Annotated in this window: 13 protein-coding genes; 2 read left to right on the top strand and 11 right to left on the bottom strand. The window is 55.6% G+C overall.

Annotation, left to right across the window (positions count from 1 at the left end; translation table 11 throughout):
* Positions 1-119: 119 nt before the first annotated feature.
* From E6C55_RS00130 to E6C55_RS33535, 11 genes are all read right to left on the bottom strand, one after another.
* A complete protein-coding gene (locus tag E6C55_RS00130) occupies positions 120-1,427 on the bottom strand; it encodes an AAA family ATPase (protein ID WP_136367747.1) in 1,308 nt (435 codons plus the stop codon).
* An 8-nt stretch (positions 1,428-1,435) separates the two neighbouring features.
* Positions 1,436-2,860 (bottom strand): RtcB family protein, encoded by a 1,425-nt coding sequence (locus E6C55_RS00125; protein ID WP_136367746.1) that lies wholly within the window; start codon positions 2,858-2,860, stop codon positions 1,436-1,438.
* Positions 2,861-3,197: 337 nt separating this feature from the next.
* Positions 3,198-4,388 carry a VWA domain-containing protein gene (locus tag E6C55_RS00120; protein ID WP_136367745.1) on the bottom strand — a complete coding sequence of 397 codons (1,191 nt, stop codon included), beginning with the start codon at positions 4,386-4,388 and terminating at the stop codon, positions 3,198-3,200.
* 3 nt (positions 4,389-4,391) lie between these two features.
* Complete coding sequence (locus E6C55_RS00115) at positions 4,392-6,746, bottom strand: DUF5682 family protein (protein WP_136367744.1); 2,355 nt, start codon at positions 6,744-6,746, stop codon at positions 4,392-4,394.
* Positions 6,704-7,795 (bottom strand): AAA family ATPase, encoded by a 1,092-nt coding sequence (locus E6C55_RS00110; protein ID WP_136367743.1) that lies wholly within the window; start codon positions 7,793-7,795, stop codon positions 6,704-6,706. The genes E6C55_RS00115 and E6C55_RS00110 overlap by 43 nt, the downstream gene beginning before the upstream one ends.
* Positions 7,771-9,564, bottom strand: a complete 1,794-nt coding sequence (locus tag E6C55_RS00105) for a HEAT repeat domain-containing protein (protein ID WP_136367742.1) — start codon at positions 9,562-9,564, stop codon at positions 7,771-7,773. Before E6C55_RS00105 ends, E6C55_RS00110 begins: the two co-directional genes overlap by 25 nt.
* Positions 9,565-9,587: 23 nt before the next feature.
* On the bottom strand, positions 9,588-11,036 hold the full coding sequence (locus tag E6C55_RS00100; RefSeq protein ID WP_136367741.1) for an SWIM zinc finger family protein: 1,449 nt from the start codon (positions 11,034-11,036) through the stop codon (positions 9,588-9,590).
* A 95-nt stretch (positions 11,037-11,131) separates the two neighbouring features.
* Positions 11,132-12,358: an RtcB family protein gene (locus tag E6C55_RS00095; RefSeq protein ID WP_136367740.1), complete on the bottom strand. Its 1,227-nt coding sequence runs from the start codon at positions 12,356-12,358 to the stop codon at positions 11,132-11,134.
* Between the two features lie 37 nt (positions 12,359-12,395).
* The gene (locus tag E6C55_RS00090; RefSeq protein WP_136367739.1) at positions 12,396-13,973 is read right to left on the bottom strand and encodes a limonene hydroxylase; all 1,578 of its coding nucleotides are present in this window, start codon (positions 13,971-13,973) and stop codon (positions 12,396-12,398) included.
* A gap of 24 nt (positions 13,974-13,997) precedes the next feature.
* The gene (locus tag E6C55_RS00085; protein WP_136368021.1) at positions 13,998-14,780 is read right to left on the bottom strand and encodes a nucleotidyltransferase domain-containing protein; all 783 of its coding nucleotides are present in this window, start codon (positions 14,778-14,780) and stop codon (positions 13,998-14,000) included.
* A 275-nt stretch (positions 14,781-15,055) separates the two neighbouring features.
* On the bottom strand, positions 15,056-15,457 hold the full coding sequence (locus tag E6C55_RS33535; protein ID WP_168735367.1) for a DIP1984 family protein: 402 nt from the start codon (positions 15,455-15,457) through the stop codon (positions 15,056-15,058).
* 811 nt (positions 15,458-16,268) lie between these two features.
* On the opposite strand from E6C55_RS33535, the gene E6C55_RS00075 reads away from it, so the two are divergent.
* Together E6C55_RS00075 and E6C55_RS00070 are read left to right on the top strand one after the other, a co-directional pair.
* A complete protein-coding gene (locus tag E6C55_RS00075) occupies positions 16,269-17,594 on the top strand; it encodes a helix-turn-helix transcriptional regulator (RefSeq protein ID WP_136367738.1) in 1,326 nt (441 codons plus the stop codon).
* On the top strand, positions 17,569-18,372 hold the full coding sequence (locus E6C55_RS00070; protein ID WP_136367737.1) for a WYL domain-containing protein: 804 nt from the start codon (positions 17,569-17,571) through the stop codon (positions 18,370-18,372). Before E6C55_RS00075 ends, E6C55_RS00070 begins: the two co-directional genes overlap by 26 nt.
* The last annotated feature ends 9 nt before the right edge of the window (positions 18,373-18,381 follow it).

The following is an 18,381-nucleotide window of genomic DNA, read 5'->3' as shown; positions in this document are numbered from 1 at the left end:
AGTCATTCTAACCATAGGGCTCTCTGAATTCCCCTCAACAACTTAACTTGCACCGACATTCGAAAGCGCCATACCCGCTGCAGATTCCTCTACACAGCAGCAATTATGGCGCTTCGACGCTATTCCCCTTGCATAAACCCAAGCTTTCGAGATTGCCCGTCCGTCATCCACTCGCGGCTGCGTCCCTTGGCATAGTCCGACTTCATTCCGGCAATCAATCGATCGAGATCCGTCTCGTTCTCGTAATGCATCTGCAGCGCGGCGGAAGCGTAGAGCTCGCTAAGCTGAGCCAGCGTGAACCCTTCCGTTTCACGGGCGGCCCGGTCGATCGTCTCCTCGTCTGCAAGCCGGAACATGCCGATATGCATCAAGTACGAACGGCGCAGCGCCTCATTCGGGGACTTCACCTCATACGCCCGGTCGAAGCGGCCGGCTCGGTTCATGAGTGCGGGATCGATTTTCTCCGGATAGTTTGTTGTCCCAATTAAGTAAATCCCCTCCTTCGACGTTGCGCCATCCAACGTGTTCAGGAAGTAAGAGCGGCAATGGGCCGGCATGGAGTCAATGTCCTCGATGACGAGTACCATCGGCGCCATCTGGCCCGCTGTCTCGAATACCTCCTTGATCGATCCGCTGCTCGTATGCTCGGTAATCTGCCAATAGGCGATCGGGGCACTTGTCGTGGACGAGATGGATTTGACCAGTGTCGTCTTGCCGTTGCCCGGCTTCCCGTACAGCAGAATGCCTCTCTTGTAGGGAATTCCGTAGGTTTGGTAAAACGTGCGGTCCTTGGAGAAAAACTCGTCGATGGAGCGATAAATTTGTGTCTTCAGTTCTTCCTCCATGAACACCTCGCTCCGACTAACAGCGTAAGCGGCCGGTTCGCGGGTCTGCTCCAGCCCGTCTCGGGTATCGGTGAACACCGCGATCTTCGGATTGGCAAGCTGGCGCGCTCTCATCTCTTCCAGAAACTGCACAAGTCCCTCATCCGACTTGCAGAAGATCAGGTCCTCGCATCCCAGCCCATGCTGCGTCATCCTCGGCACTCTGGCAAGAGCGACGAGATGCTTGGGATAGACAAACAGATTGTTCCGCACAGCAGGCCGGATCGCATATCCATTCTGTCGCGGATCGGCGTCGGAAGTGTACTCGAATATGCTCGTCTCCACCAGGTCGAACAGGCTGGCCACATGCTCGACACCGGGGAATCCGCTGCGAAGGTCCTCTTCGAGTCCGTTCCACACCTCGTTGCCATCGTCTTGATAATAAAGGCGGAAGCCGTCCCCGAACCGCTCCCGCAGCAAATCAACGATAGCCTGCACGATCGAAATATAGTTAAAATAGCTTGCCGCGTTAAGCGCACCGCCGTCCGCACGATCCGTCCGTACGATAAACGGCGGTTCTTTCTTCATAAATTGTATTGTCATAAGCCATGTCACACCCCTTTAACCGCCGCCAGCGGACGGCATTTGGCTACAACGGAAGCCAGCCGCGCCTGAACGACGCTGTCGATAATTTGATCTACGTCCTTGTATGCTTGAGGCGACTCGTCAATCAGCGATTCCAGCGCCCGGTGATTCAGCACAATCTCGTCCTCCTGCCCGATGCGCATCGAGGAAGCGAACTCGTCTACCGTAACAAGCTGCTTCGTCGCATTGCGCGAGCGAACCCGGCCTGCCCCGTGGCAGATGGAATGATAGTTCCGCAAGCCTTCGGGCGCCCCAACCATCAGATACGAAGCCGTCCCCATCGAGCCGGGAATAAGTGCGGGATGCCCCGTCTCGCGGTAAGGCTCCGGATTGCCGGAATGTCCGGCCGGCAGAGCCCGCGTTGTCCCTTTGCGGTGAACGAGCACCGAATCTTCGCCATGCTTCTCCTCGCAGGCGTAATTGTGCATCAAGTCGTACAGCGTGCTCGTCTCCGCCTGGGAACCGAATGTCTCCCGCAATGCGTCGCGAACGGCGAACGCCATCAAGTGCCGGTTGGCGACCGCATAGTTGAGCGCGGAATACATCAGGTTCGCATACGTCCGTCCGGCTTCGCTGTCGAGCGGCGCATAGGCGAGCTTCGGATCGGCCGTGCCCATCCCAAGCCTGCTCATCGTCTTGGCCACCTGCGAGCCGCAGTGCTGGTTGACCGCTCCGCCCCAAGAGCGGGAGCCGGAATGAATCATCACAACGACTTGCCCATCCCTCAAGCCCCATTGCTCCGCGATGCGGCGGTTCTCTTCATGAATGCTTAACGCTTGAATCTCGATAAAATGATTGCCGTTGCCGAGCGTGCCAAGTTGGCGGTGGGCCCTGTGCCATACTGGTTCGGGGATACGATCCAGTTCGCTCTCGTCGAACCGGAACCGGCTGCATTCCACGTGCGTAAGCGAAGTCGCTCTGCGCGGGGTGTACATGTCCGGCACGTACTTGCCCGGCAGACCGTGAAGCCCTTTGCGCAGGACGTCCTCCAGCCGAATGTCCGAGAAATATCCTCTGGCGTGATTTTCCACCGGAATCCGCTTCTCGATCGCCTTGACCAGCTTGCGGCGGAGCTTCACATCCTGCAGATCGTCGGCCTGCAGATTCGTCAGATGCACCCGCATGCCGCACCCGATATCGCTCCCGACGATGGATGGGGAGACGAAGCCGGCCTCCATTCCCCACACCGCCGTCGTCCCGATACACGTGCCGACTCCGACATGGGCATCGGGCGTGTAGCTCATGTACCGGATGTTCGGGATTTGCAGATTGTTGTTCGCCATCTCGAGCACCTTGGCTCCCATGGCACGATACAGATCATCGTGGGCGAACACGTGCAGATCCCCCGCAGGCAGATCGATTCGCCGATAATAGTTAACGTTGTTATTCATATGGGTTGTTAAATTCCTCTCTGTATTGGAAAATAAATGAGAACGCAAAAAGACCGCAAGCCCACTCGCTTACGGTCTTCTCGCAATGTGAAATTAGAGGACGTCCGCGCAATCTCCCCCTCGACTGAGGCGGGAAGCGGCGTTATCCTTGTCTTTCCCTTGCTTGGGCCCGTAGAGGCCGATGGACAATGAACGAACTATTCAATTGCGGCTGAACGACGTTGCGACGATTGTCAATTCCGATCATGTCCAAGCGACCTCCTTTCCAAATTCAAGATAAAGCTATCATAAGGGCGGAAGGGAATGAATGTCAATCCCCCAAGTTACATTCCCCGAGTTACATTGTCAAACGATCCGCCAACACCTGCAAGTCCATCCCCTTCAGTGCGCCTTCAACCAGCTCGGGCAGTCGGTTCGGGGAACATCCGAAGCAAGGGATATCGAACTTGGCCAGTCTTTTGGCGACATTCTCGTCATAGGAAGGATTTCCTTCATCGGACAAGGCGAGCAAGCATATCGCTTTGACCCCCGCTTGTTTCATCTCCCCAAGACGGCGAATCATCTCGGCTTGATTGCCGCCTTCAAACAAGTCGGATACGAGGATAAACAATGTTTTGTTCGGTTCCCGAATAAACTGCTCGCAATAAGAGATGGACTTGTTAATGTCCGTTCCCCCGCCGAGCTGAATGCCGAACAGCATATCAACCGGGTCCTGCGCACAAGTTTCCGTCAGGTCGACGACTTCCGTATCGAAGACGACAACCCTTGTATCGAGAGCGGGCATGCTGGCAAAAATCGAGCCGACGAGTGAGGCATAGATGACGGAGCCGGCCATCGAGCCGCTCTGGTCGATGTCGAGAATAACCGTCCATTCCTTGCTCCGACGCGACCGGTCGAAGAAATACACCTTCTCCGGAACGAGCATCTGGCGCTCGCGGTCGTAGTTCCGTAAATTCCGGCGGATCGTCGTCTTCCAATCCAGGCCGCTCGCCGACGGAAGCGGCGAATGCTGCCTCCGATTAAGCGCCCCCGTCACGGCACGACGAAGCTCCTGTTCCATTCGCTTCATGATGTCATCGACGACCGATCGAACAAGCCGTCTCGCCGCTTCCTTGGCCTTCTCCGGAATTTGTCCCTTGAGCGACATCAGCGTGGCTGCCATATGGATATCGGGCTTTACCTGGGACAAAATCTCCGGCTCGAGCAAGAGCTGCTTCAAGCCTTTGCGTTCGATTGCATCTGTCTGAATAACAGACACGATGTCTGCGGGGAATAACGATCTGACATCTCCCAGCCATTGCGCCAGTCGAGGAGACGACTTGCCGAGGCCGGCGGAACGAGCGCCCCCGCCGCCTTGAAGGGACTCGTAAGTCTCGTCGTAGATAGCGGCTAACGCAGCGTCCATCGCCGCTTCCTCATTCGACAACAGTATGCCTCCGTCTTGCGACATGGCCGTCAGCGATTCGTCCGCCGCCGCTCCGAGGATGAGCCGCCATCTTCTCAACTGGATCTGATCATCCCTCGTCATAGGCTAAAGTTCTCCGAAATCGAAATCGTTAAGCTCATCCAACTTCTCCTTCTCCTCTTCGGTAAGAGGGCGCTGGAGCAGAATACTCGTCTCGTCCGCTCCCGCCCCCCACAAGTCGCCGAGCATATCGGATATGGCGGCCTTCTCCCTAGGCTCGAAGGAGGAGAAGGCTCGGCGCAAGTAAACCAGCGATCTGCGGAATTGATCGTCGTCAAGCGAGCCGATATACGTATCCAGTTGCCCCCATAGCGACGCACGCGACAACAACGCATAACGGTTGAGCAGCGCCACCCCCTCGAACCAGCCTGCGCCAAGGTCGGCCGACACGCCCGGGGACAGCCGACGCGATACTTCCTGCTCGATATCCTTAGGCGAGTACTCATCACGCTCAAGCAAAATCGCAAAGCCGAAGCCCGATAGTTTAGGGTTGCGATCGTCTCTTGAAGCCAATCGGCGCAATTCGCGCATCCATAGGGATTCGTCAACGTCTTGGTAGTGCTCCTGAGCAACGCTATGAAGCATCTGCACGGCGGATAACACGGAAGCGGCCGCGTCATTGTTGCAGTTCGCCGCATCGCCCAAGGAAAGCGCCCCGCGAAGGAACAACCGCTGCAGCAGCGGCACGAGAGACGAGGTGTCATGCCTGCGGATCGAGCCGTAGCGGATAAGCGCGGACAGCTCAAATGCCGCTTCGGCTATTCCCTCGAAGTGGTCGGAATCGACCGTGAGCGTCTGCAGCATTCGCTGCGCTTCGTCCATCGCGCCCAGCAATCGGCATAGGCTCGCCATGCGAATGATTCTGGCGGCTTCGACGATGTTCGTGCACGTCTGCAGCCGTTCATGAATGACGTAAGCGGCAGCGATCTCAATCGTCTCGCCTTTAAGGGTCGATTCGACCGCACCGATCTCCGTCTCCGGCGTCCACTGCAGTGTCCAATGCTCCGCCCATGTGGCGGCGTCCTGCCTTAACGGCAGCTTGCGGGCAAAAGAAATGCCGAGCAATTCAAGCCGATGCAGCAGCACCGACCGGTTCAAATCCAGATAGGCCGCATCTTCGGATTGGACACGACGGTTCTCCCTGAGATCCAGTTCGAGATTCTGGGCGACAGGCGTCTTGTACTTGTCTAACTTCAATCGGCGCAGCTCGCGGTTCAAGTCGTCCTGTACCGGCGTCTGGCTTACACCTTCCGGCAACAGGCCGATCGCCGTACCGATATCGATTCGAGCGTGCGCTTCGGAGACAACGGACACTTCTCCCCCGCCCAAGCAAACAACCGAGGCATCGCGGAGATCTTGCCAGGTCGGCTGGCTGCCGCCTTTCATGGAAGCCAGCGCTTCCGCCATTCGGACGCCTTCGATGACGGAAGCGGTCGAGCGATAGGTGCCTTTGTCGCGCAGAACGGCCGCCAGGCTGGACATGTACCGCTTGGGTAATTCGGATAACCGGTCTTCGTGGAGACACTCCCAGAACAGTTGGAAATACGCCGGCGTCCGGTTGCCCGCTCCATAACCCGAGCGGGAGGAAAGCTTATAGTACGTGTAAGGCATCAAAGTCAGTCTTGTCGGAGCAAGCGGTAGCCGTTCCCGTTCCTCATCCGTCATCGCCGGCTTGTCGCTTCCGAGCGCCGAAACGTGATGCGCTCCCGTCACAACCACAATTCGGGCAGGGAGATGACCGGCCGCGATCGTCTCCTGAATCCTTCTGCGCATATAAGCTTCGCGAATGTCCGTATAGGCCGTTTCTTGTGGCCAATAAGCAAGCTCTTCCTCTGCCGTCAGTTGGCGCATTCGTTCCGAGAACGCTTGAATGGCACTGCGATAGGCGCCGATATTGCCGTTATGCTCGAAGTACCGTTCCCAGTAAGCATCATAATCCGGCTCATCCGCAAGCTCGGCAATATGCTCATAGATTCCGTTGTGGTATCGGATATACCGGGCACGCTCCTCCTCGTCCCGCTCGGCAGCTTCCTTCTCTTTAAGCCCATGCAATGCCAACGCGTGGCCCGACGGCAAATCGATGAATTCGCAAGCCGCGCCTTCGCGGCTCGCCCACAGGAACGCTTGATACTCGGGGGAATACGCCGCGAGCGGATACAACAGAGAGCGAACAGGAATCTCTTCGGTGTATGCGAGCAGAGCGATGGGCGGCACAACACCTCGGGAAGCGATCTGGGAGATCAGGTGGCTCGCATCGCTCGGTCCTTCCACCAGCACGGCCGTCGGCCGTATGTCGTTCAAGAAAGACAGCAGATGGCGAGCGCCGGACGGCGACAAATGTCGAATGCCGAACAGGTGAACGCCATCCGCCGCATCATTCAACCGTTCATGTCCCGACAAGCGTTGTACAGGCTTCGCCATTCGGATCCCCGCTTCTTCATGACGTTGTCCAAATATTCCTTCCATACCGCCCGATCCTTCTCTTCATCCTTCACAACGGCACCTTGAAGCCCTGCGGCCAGATCGTCCTCGGTCATGCGTCCGTTGCCGAAGCTTGCAGCCAGCGCCATGCTGCCGGTTAGAAGCGAGATCGCTTCTGCCGTCGAGATGACGCCGGATGGGGATTTGAGCTTCTCCTTATTGTCCAGCGTGGCCCCATTCCGAAGCTCGCGGAATATCGTCACCACTTGGCGAACCGCCTCTTCCTCGGGCAACGAAGCTCTTAATTCGTAGCTTGTCGAGATTTCGGCCACACGCCGTTTGACGATGTCGACCTCCGTCTCCACATCGGCGGGAGAAGGCAGCACGATAATGTTAAAGCGTCTCTTGAGCGCCGCCGACATCTCGTTAACCCCTCTGTCACGGGTATTCGCGGTTGCAATAATAGAGAATCCTCTGGTTGCGGAAACTTCTCTCCCCAGTTCGGGAATGGCAATCGTCTTCTCCGACAGAATAGAGATCAGTGCATCCTGCACCTCCGATGCACAGCGGGAAATTTCTTCGAATCTCGCGATGCCGCCCTCCTCCATAGCACGGTAAATCGGACTCTTGATGAGCGCCTGATCCGACGGGCCTTGCGCGAGCAGCATGGCGTAGTTCCAGGAATAGCGAACATGCTCCTCGCTCGTGCCGGCCGTGCCTTGAATGACCTTGGAGGAATCTCCGTGGATGGCCGCCGTCAAATTCTCGGACAGCCACGACTTGGCCGTCCCCGGTTCTCCGATAAGCAGCAGCGCCCGATCCGTCAAGAGCGTCGCAATCGCCATCTCGACCAGCCGACGATTACCGATATACTTGGGCGTAATGCGTGTGCTCCCGGCCTGACCCCCCGTAATGAAGGCCAGGACGGCGCGCGGAGAAAGCTGCCAGCCTGCCGGCTTTGATTCCTTGTCGGATGCTATCAAAGCCTCCAACTCCTCGGCATACAGCCGTTCGGACGGAAGCCTTAGAACATTCTGCTTGTTATCCATTGCACCCACCCTCTCTGTTCATCCTGCGGTCTCGTTCGTACCCAATCCGCCACTTCGGCCACTTGTTTCCGCACACTTTCGTAAGGGATCGCTTCCTCGGCAAAGCTTGCCAGCCGGTTGGCATACGATGCGGGCAACAGTCCTAGCAGCAGCAATTGGGCCTGATTCAGGTAGTAGATTGTACGACGCGTCTTCGGAACAAGATCGTTCATCAGCACCTCAGGCGCCTCCTCGCAACCGATATGGAACAAGGCCAAGCAGGCGTTGACGGCCACATCGTTGCCGAGCCCTGTCTTGCTCTCCTGACACTTGCTCTTCAAATAACGAATAATAGCCCCATTCGGCTTATGGGCCGTTCTGCATACGAGTTCAGCGATATCTGCTTTGATAAAGATGTCGCCCCATCTGGGGTCGATGACGACAGGTTCGGCACGACCCGCTTCATCCGTCATCCGTGCATAAACGCTCGGCAGCAAACTATGGAACACTCCCGACAACAGTTTGGCTGCCGCCGTCCCCGCTCCTTTGGCAAAATAGCCGTGAAATTGATCGTACACTTCGGTTGGAGACAAGCTTCGGACGGCAGCTCGCAAGCTGTAGTCTACAAGCTTGTTTTTATTCGTGTCCTTCAGAGACACCGCGAACGCCTGCGCCTCACTTGTATCCAGGCTTAACAGCAACTGCGCAGCAGTCTCTTGAAGCTGCGAAGTATCTTGTGTGAAGAATGTCGGATCGGACAGCAAGGAACGAAGCAGCTCGAGAAGCCCTGTCGTCCGGTGGCCGCGCAACGCCTCCAAAGCCGTGCGGAGCTGATCGAGCGCTTCTTCCTGCTTGGCGCCGGTTCTCCATTGATCAAACATAGCTGCCGCAAAATCGATTGTCCGCCTTCTGAGACTATCATCGGATGATTGGCGAATCGCTTCCACGGCAAGCTCCCTATCCTTCGAGATAAGCGCTCCATATATACGGTCCGATGCTTTCGACGTGTATCCGTTAGACAACGCCAGCAGGGCGGCCCGACGAACTTCTTTGCGGCGCTCGTCCGCCTGCTCAAGCAAGAAAGGCTCCTGTTCCGGATAATGCCCGAGCAGACCAATAGCGGCTGTCCGAACCTCCAACGAACCCGTGGCAGCGGCATGCTCATATAACTGTATGCCCGACCGGCCGAGGATACGATGAATAAGCTGCAATCTCCTTGCATGGCCTCTGCCTCCGTCTGGGCGGAACTGCTGCTGCAGCACCGGGAGTGCGTCCGCGCCGTACTGCGGAATAATGGAGGCCTCCAAGTAGTCGGCGATTTCGGAATAGCTCTCATCAAGCGCGGTTACGGCGGGGATAAGCAGGCGGTAATCGCGGAAAATACCGTCCTTGTGCGCTTGGTGGATCACTTCCAATCTTCCCTGTCCTTTGACGGTCAAGGCAAGCAGCACCGGATTCAGCTCACGGAAGGGAAGGGAGGTGATTGGAAAATGGTCGGTCCCTGTGATCGGAGTCTGCACTCCAGCGAGTTCCGTTTGACCTTGCGTATATAGGATCGAGCGAATCAGCACAGCCAGTTCAAGCAATTTAGCCGATGACCGCTCCGTGTTCGGATCAATCGTCTGCTCGACCGCTTGCGCGATTCTGGCAAACACCGGGCTGGATTGTCCGATTTGACCAAGCGCCGGCAGCAGCTTGGCGAGCCGCACGTCGCCCGAAGCCAGCTTGCTGCCGGCGACAAATAGTCGGCGTATCTCATGATCCAATTGCTTCAGCAACTCGATGCTCATCCGATTGCCTCCTTGCGCATGAATTAGTACAACAGACGAATAACGCCTTGACCGGTAACCACGCTAAGCGGCTGAGCGGATAACGCATTCCGCTGAAAATCATGCTCGAACATGACAAGCATCGCTCCATTCCGCAAATCGTCCTGCTTAAGAAGCGGCAACAGAGAGGTTGTCGCATGGTTCAAATAGGAAATATCCGCCAACGGAATTTGTTTGCCTTGCTCGTCCACAAGCGCATACTGCCCATTTACGCTCACGATTTCGCGATAAGCGAGCAGCAAGACGGGATGCTTGTCAGAGAGCGGGTTCTTGATATGATTTTTAACCTGCTTAACGACTTCGGAGAAGGAACAACGGGCTTGGCTTTGCACCATCTTCATATCTTCCGAATTCGGGTCGCAATAGGAAGCATCCTCCCAGCGAACCCTGGCGTTCAGCTCACCGGGATACACGAATAGTTCTTTGATCTGCACCAATTGGAACTGGGAGTCCTCTTCTCGAATGTACTTGGCAGCGCGATAAGGCCTATACGTTCTGGTCATATGGATGCGCTCCGTGCCCAACCTAATCCAATGTCCTTCATCGACGAACTCTTCTCTGGAGGAGTCGAAATAAGAGCGGAAAGAAAGCTGAAGCAGTGCTGCGTCGTTATCGACCAGTCCTAATTCTTTAAGCTCCGCCAACTGCCAGGCATGACCGATTGCTTCCTCCAGCACGGAGGCGGTATCCATTGGCGTCACGTCGGGGTCGGCCATTCGACGTTCCAAGTATTCCTTGGCCTTCTTCAGCAGAGAATGAAGCACCGTCAAGTGAGGGATCGCTGCAGTATACATCGATTCCCGATCGCCGTCGGTTTGCAGCTCAAGCAGCAGCGCCCGGCAAGAAGCCTGGATGCCGGGAATGTAGAAGTTACCCAATTGTTTCACTTGATCGGCCATCATCTGCACGGCCTTCTTGTCTACGCCGCCAAGACCGGACTGCACGATACCTGTAAGAAGCTTGTCCGCCAGCCCGATTCCTTCAAGCTGTGCGACTATCTTTTTGATCAGGGCGGACTTATTCGTCTGTCGTCTGCGGGGCTTCTCTTCGCTTCCCTCAGTCGCCCCCGCTTCCTTTTTCTTCTCCTCGCGAAGCGAGGCTTTGTCCCGTTTGTCCTGAATATCTTGCGGAACCTCGGCCACTGCAAACGGTTTTCCACCCGCATAGGCGTATAACATTCCAAGAATATGTTTGCACGGGAATTGCCGACTCGGGCAAGAGCAGCGGAAAATCGGACCTTCGGGCTTGAGAAAATCCGCGGAACATCGGTAAGGCTCGCTGCCGCTGCCTTTGCACTCGCCGAACAGAAGCGTATCGTCTTCCGTCCGACACAATAGGGGGAAGCTGTTCTTCTTCACGAGATCACGGCCATTCTTGCTTGCAGCGGCATTCAAAGCCACGCTGTCTACATACGCTTCCGTTATCGATATCATGAAAACCCCCACCGCTACAAGTATTTTACAAAATTAAATATTCGGCGCTACAACAAAAACACCTTCCTCAAGGCGAAAAGAAGGTGTTCCGGAGGTTAGTCCTTATACGGATCGAACTCATCCGCCCCGGCCATGCACACGCCGATCGGCTTCAGCACATGCAGCACGTCAATCGTCTCCGCATGTGCATCCAGCACCTCCTGGAGCTTCCGGTAGACGAACGGACTTTCATCCGTGCCGGCTCCTCGTAATTCGACACCGTAGCTGTGGACGGCTTGCATCATTTGCTCCGAAGAGATCTGTCCACCGGCACGGGCACGGGTTTTCCAGTTCATCTTGCCAGCGGCTTGCGTTCGGCTCATGATTCGACCGGCCCCGTGCACGGTACTGTAGAACGAATCGCGATTTTCATTCGTATTCTTGCCCTGCACGATAACTGAGATATCCCCCATGCTGCCGCCGATGAAGCCGACCTGTCCCGGAGCCGAAGGCGTCGCGCCTTTGCGAACGACGATCGTATCCTTCCCGCCGTGCGACTCCAGCCACGCATAGTTGTGATGGTTATGCATTGCAAAGTCCGCTGCCGCGCCGACCATCGACAATACCTGTGCAATGACATAGTCCCGCCCGGCGTAGGCATAACGGCCGGCCAGCTTCATCGCACGGAAGTACATGTCGCCCAGCTCACTGTCCAGATCGAGCAGCACAGGCGGCTGATCCATCTTCTCGCCCGGTGCTTTCGCCAGGAATTCGCGCCCTGCCGCCAGGTTAATGAACCCGCTGGCTGTCTTGTGACCGAAGCCCCTACTGCCGAAGTGGTTCCCCACCCAGAGTCTCCCGGTTCCCACCTCTTCGAACAGATCCACGAAGTGGTTGCCGCTGCCGACCGTCCCGAGTTGATCGCGAGCCAGCGCCTTCAGCTTGTCATGCTCCTGACGACCGACCGAAGCATAGACGCTCCAATCCGGGTCGTCGAACAGATCATGATCCACCTTCTCGCTGTTTACGCGTCCCACGCCGAACGAAACTTTGCGGGCAATTTGATCCATAATCGCAGACAACCTCGGCTTGATATCCGCCGCTATCAAGTTCGTCCGCACCGCCTTGTTGCCGCACGCAATGTCGTAGCCGACGCCCGATGGCGAGATCTGCCCCTCGTACGCTACTACGCCGCCAATCGGTTGGCTGTATCCCTTGTGGTGATCGGCCATCAGAAGCGTCTGCACCACATTCCCATGCTCCGCACACGTCTTGGCCTGAGCCAGCGCACCCGGATCGGGATTGCCCCAGACACGCACGCCGTCTATCGTTTGGTAAGTCATTTTCCTTAACACTCCCGTTCTGCTGACGGATAACGATTCAGAATTTCTTGTCCTTCATCATTTCCGCAATTGTTTCTTTTACATCGGATACCGGCTCAATCTCGGCCAGCCGATTGACCGCAGCAGCGAGGGACTCCTCCCAGTCGGCAAGCGGCCAAGCTTCCAGTGCCTTTAGCGCCATGTTACGGTTGCGCACGACCGGACTGTGCAATGCCGTCGCAATCAACTTTCTTCCGACGCCCGGATAGCGATCCAACTCCTGCACCAGAAAATCCAATGCGCTGTGAGCCTCATAGCCGAGACCAAGCCCCATCTCATCGGCAGGACCCGACGCGATATCCGTCAATGGCAGTGATTCTTCCGCAAAAGACACCAGCTTTCGCACGCGCTGTTCATTGTCCGTTCGCATCAACTCGAAGATCAGCGATCCGTTCATCGGAGATAGCCGGAGTTGTTCGAACAGTTCTTCCCATATATCGAGTCCCAACGCTTTCGCCGCGCGAATGGAGCAGTACCGCTGCCGATCATCTCCAGAACGCAACGCAGTCCATACTTTTTCCGCCCAGCCTTCCGCGGTGATGATATTCTCCGCCATCTCCCTGTATTGGCCGCGCGTTTCCTCCGCCCAGCCTTTAGACAATCGCTTCTCCCACGGCTTAGCGTCCTGCTTCAACCAATCCAAGAGATTGAGAATGACGGTCAGTTGAGAGACATCCTTACACATCGTTCGTGACAGCCGCAAGTAGTTTCCAATCACGGCGGGAGCGTGCTCATAGTCATCCATATCTTCCGCTGGCCCACCATGAGTCAAGGCCGATAGAATGTCTCCTGCTCCGTTATACAGTGCTTCATCCACTTCATCCGCCGTCAACGCAACGTGCAACTCACCTTTTAACGCGCAAATATAGGCCAAATATTCATACATCACGCTGTTCTGGCACCCTTTACGCAGCAGCCAGTCTTTCATCTCCTGCGTCTCAGGCTCCAGCCGCTCCACCAGTTGAATTTTCCCCCATCCATTCACCGCTTGGACAAGTTCGAATAGCGCAGCATTCGGTGCATTCAAGCTGTTTTGAATCGCAACAGCCGAGTAAAGCGTGAATTCGTCATGCCTGCCCAAGGTCAGGATCAACTCACGATGATGTTCTGTTTCAAACTGGCCCAGCAGCGCAATGCCGAACTTGATCACATTCCGGTGAGCGCCTTTTTCGGTTAGCCAAAGCGCTTCATTGTATAAATTTTGCGCGTTCAGTCCGGGAGCATGACGCAGCGCTTCCAATAAAGGGTCAATGACGCTAAGCACGTCTGCCTGCATGAGCTTCAGATACGCTGCCCGTCTTGTTTTAAGATTTGGTTTCCTGCTGAGATGAGCGAGCAAACGAAGCGTTTCTGTCACCTTCTCTTCGTCCTTACCGCCGCCCGCATGATGACCAAGAGCGCCATCAAGCCCCCCGGCTACCCAGCGAAGGGGCCGGCCTTCCCAATACGACTCATCGTCAGGCAATTTGTCGTCCTGTAGTCGACCACGTTCATCGATCTTTGATCGGATCGTTTCGTAAATCGAAGCACCTTCCGCCCAAGGGTACAACACTTCTTTTTTAAATAATGAAAACATCTGCGCTCACCTAATTCATAAAGTTTAACCCCATACATCCTGCAGAGATAAGCGGAACAAGACGTCAAGCTGCTCATCCAGCTTGTTCTCCACCGTGTTTAACGATACCGCACTCTGCTCCAACTCCCGCAGCCGCTCCTCCAAGTAATCGTTGATCGGACTCAGCTTGGGCTCGTAATCCAGCTCCTCGCCTGACTTCTTCCGGGCAAGAAGCTGTTGGACGTACTGCCATAACTCGCCGTTCTTTGGTATGAGCCGCTCGACCAGAACGTCGAACTCCATCGGAGGCATCTCGCCATACCGCTCAATCCACTCGCAAGCCAGAACAGGACGCAGCACGTAGAAATACTTTTTGATCCGAACCCGTTCTCCCTGCAAGTACATCCGATAGTTGCCCCGTGCCATATTCAAGTAGTGGTACATGCAAGACTTCGGCGAAAAGGTTAGCGGAGAGTTCTCACGCAATTGCTCCGTCACACGATAATTCTCGGCATACCGGATCGGCGACTGCAGCCACTCGAGCAGCGGCGGGTTCGACTTGCGATACAGGTTCAGCGCTTTGCGCAAATCCCAGCCGCTGATATCGAGCTTATCGCTGATCGGGCGCTCGATGACATCCCGTTTATCGAAGATGGACAAGTACCACTCCGGCTTGCGAATATAAATAAACCGCACATCGTAATCGCTATCCTGCGACGGGAATCCCCAAGCGCGGCTGCCCGATTCGCAGGCGTACAGAATGCGGATTTGCTCCTCGCTCTCCAGGCGGTCCAGTTGTTTGGCTATGGCTTCTTGTACGGTTTGCATCATCGATTCACCCCTATGTAGAACAAACAGCTTGTTCTTGCTTTCTCACATGAGGCGGTTGCTGCAAATTCCCCTTCCCCACCCTCACCCATTCCAGCAAATCAGCACGCGGTCGTCACATTACGCGATACACTTTACTTCCATGCTTAGGCGCATTCTTGTTACATTACTGGGCTCGTCATTAATAGCTTAGACATGGCCCCGCGTCTAATCGGAGGTCCAACTACCCGTTGGCAGGTTGTGCTCGCCTTTGCCGAGATGGGTTACCTTCGCAGCTACTCCTCGATCAAATCCGTCTTCCAATTGGTCTCCTGAATGCGGAAGTCGAACTCACGATAGGCCTTGGACAGGTCATCTACTTGGGCTTGGATCTGCGCCACGTCCACCGTTCTTTGATATTTCACTTCGGAACGGCTGAATCGGTCCTGCTTAATGGACGCATGCTCGAGCAGGTCGCTTAACAGCTTGCGATGCTGCATCAACTGATCCCTTTCTGCCAGGGCATCCGAAATGCTCAGTTCGACGTTAAACGGCGTTAATGCATTGGTTTTATTGATTCTTCGAATCCATGCGGTCTGTTCATTCAGCGTCTGCTCCAATTCCGCGATGAGCACCGCAGGGTCCTCGGCCGGTACTTCGCCCTCCTGGACTTTGACGACCCTCTCGAGCCGTTGCACGCACCGCGTCCCGGGCGAAGAATGACGATCGATGTGATGAACTTCGTATGACCGGCATGCACTTGGGCATCCGTTCCGATAACCAGTTGATAGGCCCGCGGGGATCGTGTTTCATAAACCGCTGATTACGGCCGAACACCTCATCCAGCGTCATGCCCGTCTCGGAGACGTTGCGGAATACTTTTTCGTGAATCGCAGGGAATTGTCGTCTTTTCATGAGTGTCACCTGTAACGCAAGGTTGGCTTCTTCCTTTCTTCTTGGAGTTTGATTTATGGAGGCGTGGACACGCACACTGCCTTGCCGCTTGGCTACCGAGCAATATATGGGGAGACCAACCAGACTCGAACTGGTCGCCTGAGATCCTTCCCTATGGCAAATTCAGCCATAGAAAAAGACCGCTCAGCTTCAAGCAGTCTTTACAAGAACGCCTATGTAGGTCCACTGCGAACGACGTCAGGCTGTAGATAACAACCGGCGAGTCCTCATGAATCTGCGTCTGTAAAGAATGCCCGTATGAGATTGAATGTAGAAGTCATGCGAATCGTTGCTCTCCTGCTGCTCACTCTTGATCGGGTAATCGTTGCAAGATATTTCCTGTTCCCAATGAAGTCGATTCATCTCATGCATGCTTCTGCACTCCTTTCTCGAATGGAATGTGTTCGTTCTCGTAACCTGATTATCGTTGACAAAACATCCGGCGAACAGGGCGAAAGTATGGCGACGGGTTAAAATTTTTCCATTTCCCCCAGCTTCCGCACTTGATACAATAGACAGCATACCGGTATTCGGCACAGGGTGGAGGAGACGCGAGTGGCACGGGAAAGCTTCGACAAAGAGATTCGGTTCCTTCGGATGCTGGCGCTGGCCGGCGGCGCATACAGCAGGCAGCAGTTCGCCGATCGTCTCGGCATCTCCGTCCATACATATGATAAGACGCTCCGGTATCTCAAGGAGATGTTAAGCACGCTTCAACAAGGGGGGCCGCAGGAACACGGGAACGAGTTGTCGGAAGGGCTCCGCTACAATTACTACGAATCCGCCGATCCGCTGCTTCTCTTCCTGTTCCGTGCGAAGTCGCTGAAGGAGACGGAGACCATTCGGCTGACGCTGCTGCTGACTGCGCTTCAGTCTCAGGAACGAACGGCCAGGGACTTGCAGGACATCTGCAGCGAACAGATGCCTGTCGACTTGCCGTTGCCTGATGAGAAAACGGTACGAGGCGATCTGAAGTATCTGGAGGAGGTTGGCGTCATTGTTCGCCTGAGCGGCGGACGTCCTTACCGATACATAGCCGCTAACGACTTGATTGATCGGCTGTCCGACGACGAGCTGCTGGACCTGTTCGATTACGTCGATGTCATCGCCAATACGCAGGTGCCGTCCGTTCAAGGCTACCTGCTTCGGTCCACCTTGAAGAAAGCGCTGATCAAGCGCGGCTATCATCCGGACACCATGGAGACCCACCGCTACAAGTATCACTATCACTCTCGCATTCTCGACGAAGCTCATTTGTATACGATTTTCCGAGCGATTCGGCACTGCAGGAGACTGCACTTCCTGTACCTGTCCCCGAAGAAAGGGAAGAACTACGCTTCTCAGAATACGAATCCGCTGTTCGAGCGGGAGACCGAAGGAGTCGCCCAATCGACGCTCCCTCTTCGGGTCGTCTACGATCACCAATATGGTCGTTGGTATCTGATTGGACACAGCCCGCGACTGGGTCTCATGAAGTTCCGCATGGAAGGGCTGACGCAGATCGAGGAAGGCGAGCCGGTATCGGAGGAGGAATTCGCCAGGCGACTCGCCGCGGCGCAAGCGCAACTGCAGCACAGTTGGGTAACCGATACGCTGCGTCCTGTCCAAGTCGTCGCACGCTTCTTCAACCCCGATCGATCCGGCGCGAACTTCGTGCGGGAGAGGGTCGAAGCGCAGGGGCAATGGGGGACGATAACCGAAGAATCCGACTCCACGTTCCTGTACGAGATCACGGTTAACGGAATTTACGAGATTAAGCCTTGGCTGAGAAGCTTCGGTTCAAGCTGCGAAGTATTGGAGCCTGCATGGCTTCGCCGGGAGTTCATTGCGGAGTGGAAGGAGATTCGGAACTACTATGAATCTGTTCGAGAAGATTTTTAATTACCAGATTATCTCCCGTCTCGACGAGACAGGCTCCTTCGCTCTGACCGCCCAGGAACGAACATGGCTCCGAATGACGCTGAACCACGCCGCATCGACCGAAGCCTTTGCCCCGGATACGCTCGGCAAGTTGGAAGAAATCCTGCAGAACGAGGACGCCGCCGACATACGCAACATTATTATCGAGAAGGCCAAGAGCCGGGAGCGGCAAATCTATCATCCCCTGCTTCGCGTGCTCCGTCGAATCATTATGCGCGATCAAGGCATCCGCCTGACCTACAGGATCAAGCATGGCGGAATCAAATCCAACCAATCCGGCTTCCCGTATAAGCTGGAGTACAACATGGTCAAGCGCGAATGGTACCTGCTCTGGTACAACACACGCCACCATGCTCTGATGTCCACGAAGCTGCAAAATATCGTTGCGGCCGAAGAGACGGTGCTGTCTGCGGAACGGGCGGATGCTGTGAAGGACTTGCTTCGCCGCTTGCTGGAAGCGCGCAAAGAACATGCTGTCATCGAGATCATCCCTGCCTATAACGCCGAGCTCTCGCGCATTCTGTATGCCTTCTCCTGCTTCGAGAAGTCCGTGTCGTATGACGAAGGTTCGAACATCTATCGGGTACATGTCACCTATCTGGCCGATGAGAGCGAGTTCCTGTTGTCCAAACTTCGTTTCCTCGGCCTGCGTGTCAGAATCGTTGAAGGGGATCGCCTTAAGGACCGCATGAGCGAATCGGCTTCCAAAGCGCTAAGCAGGTATGGGGTAGGAGATTAGGAAGGACAA

The organism is Cohnella fermenti (assembly GCF_004801405.1).
Lineage (GTDB): Bacteria > Bacillota > Bacilli > Paenibacillales > Paenibacillaceae > Cohnella > Cohnella fermenti.
Note: the sequence above shows the minus strand (reverse complement) of the source record. Positions and strands in the feature narration are given on the sequence as shown.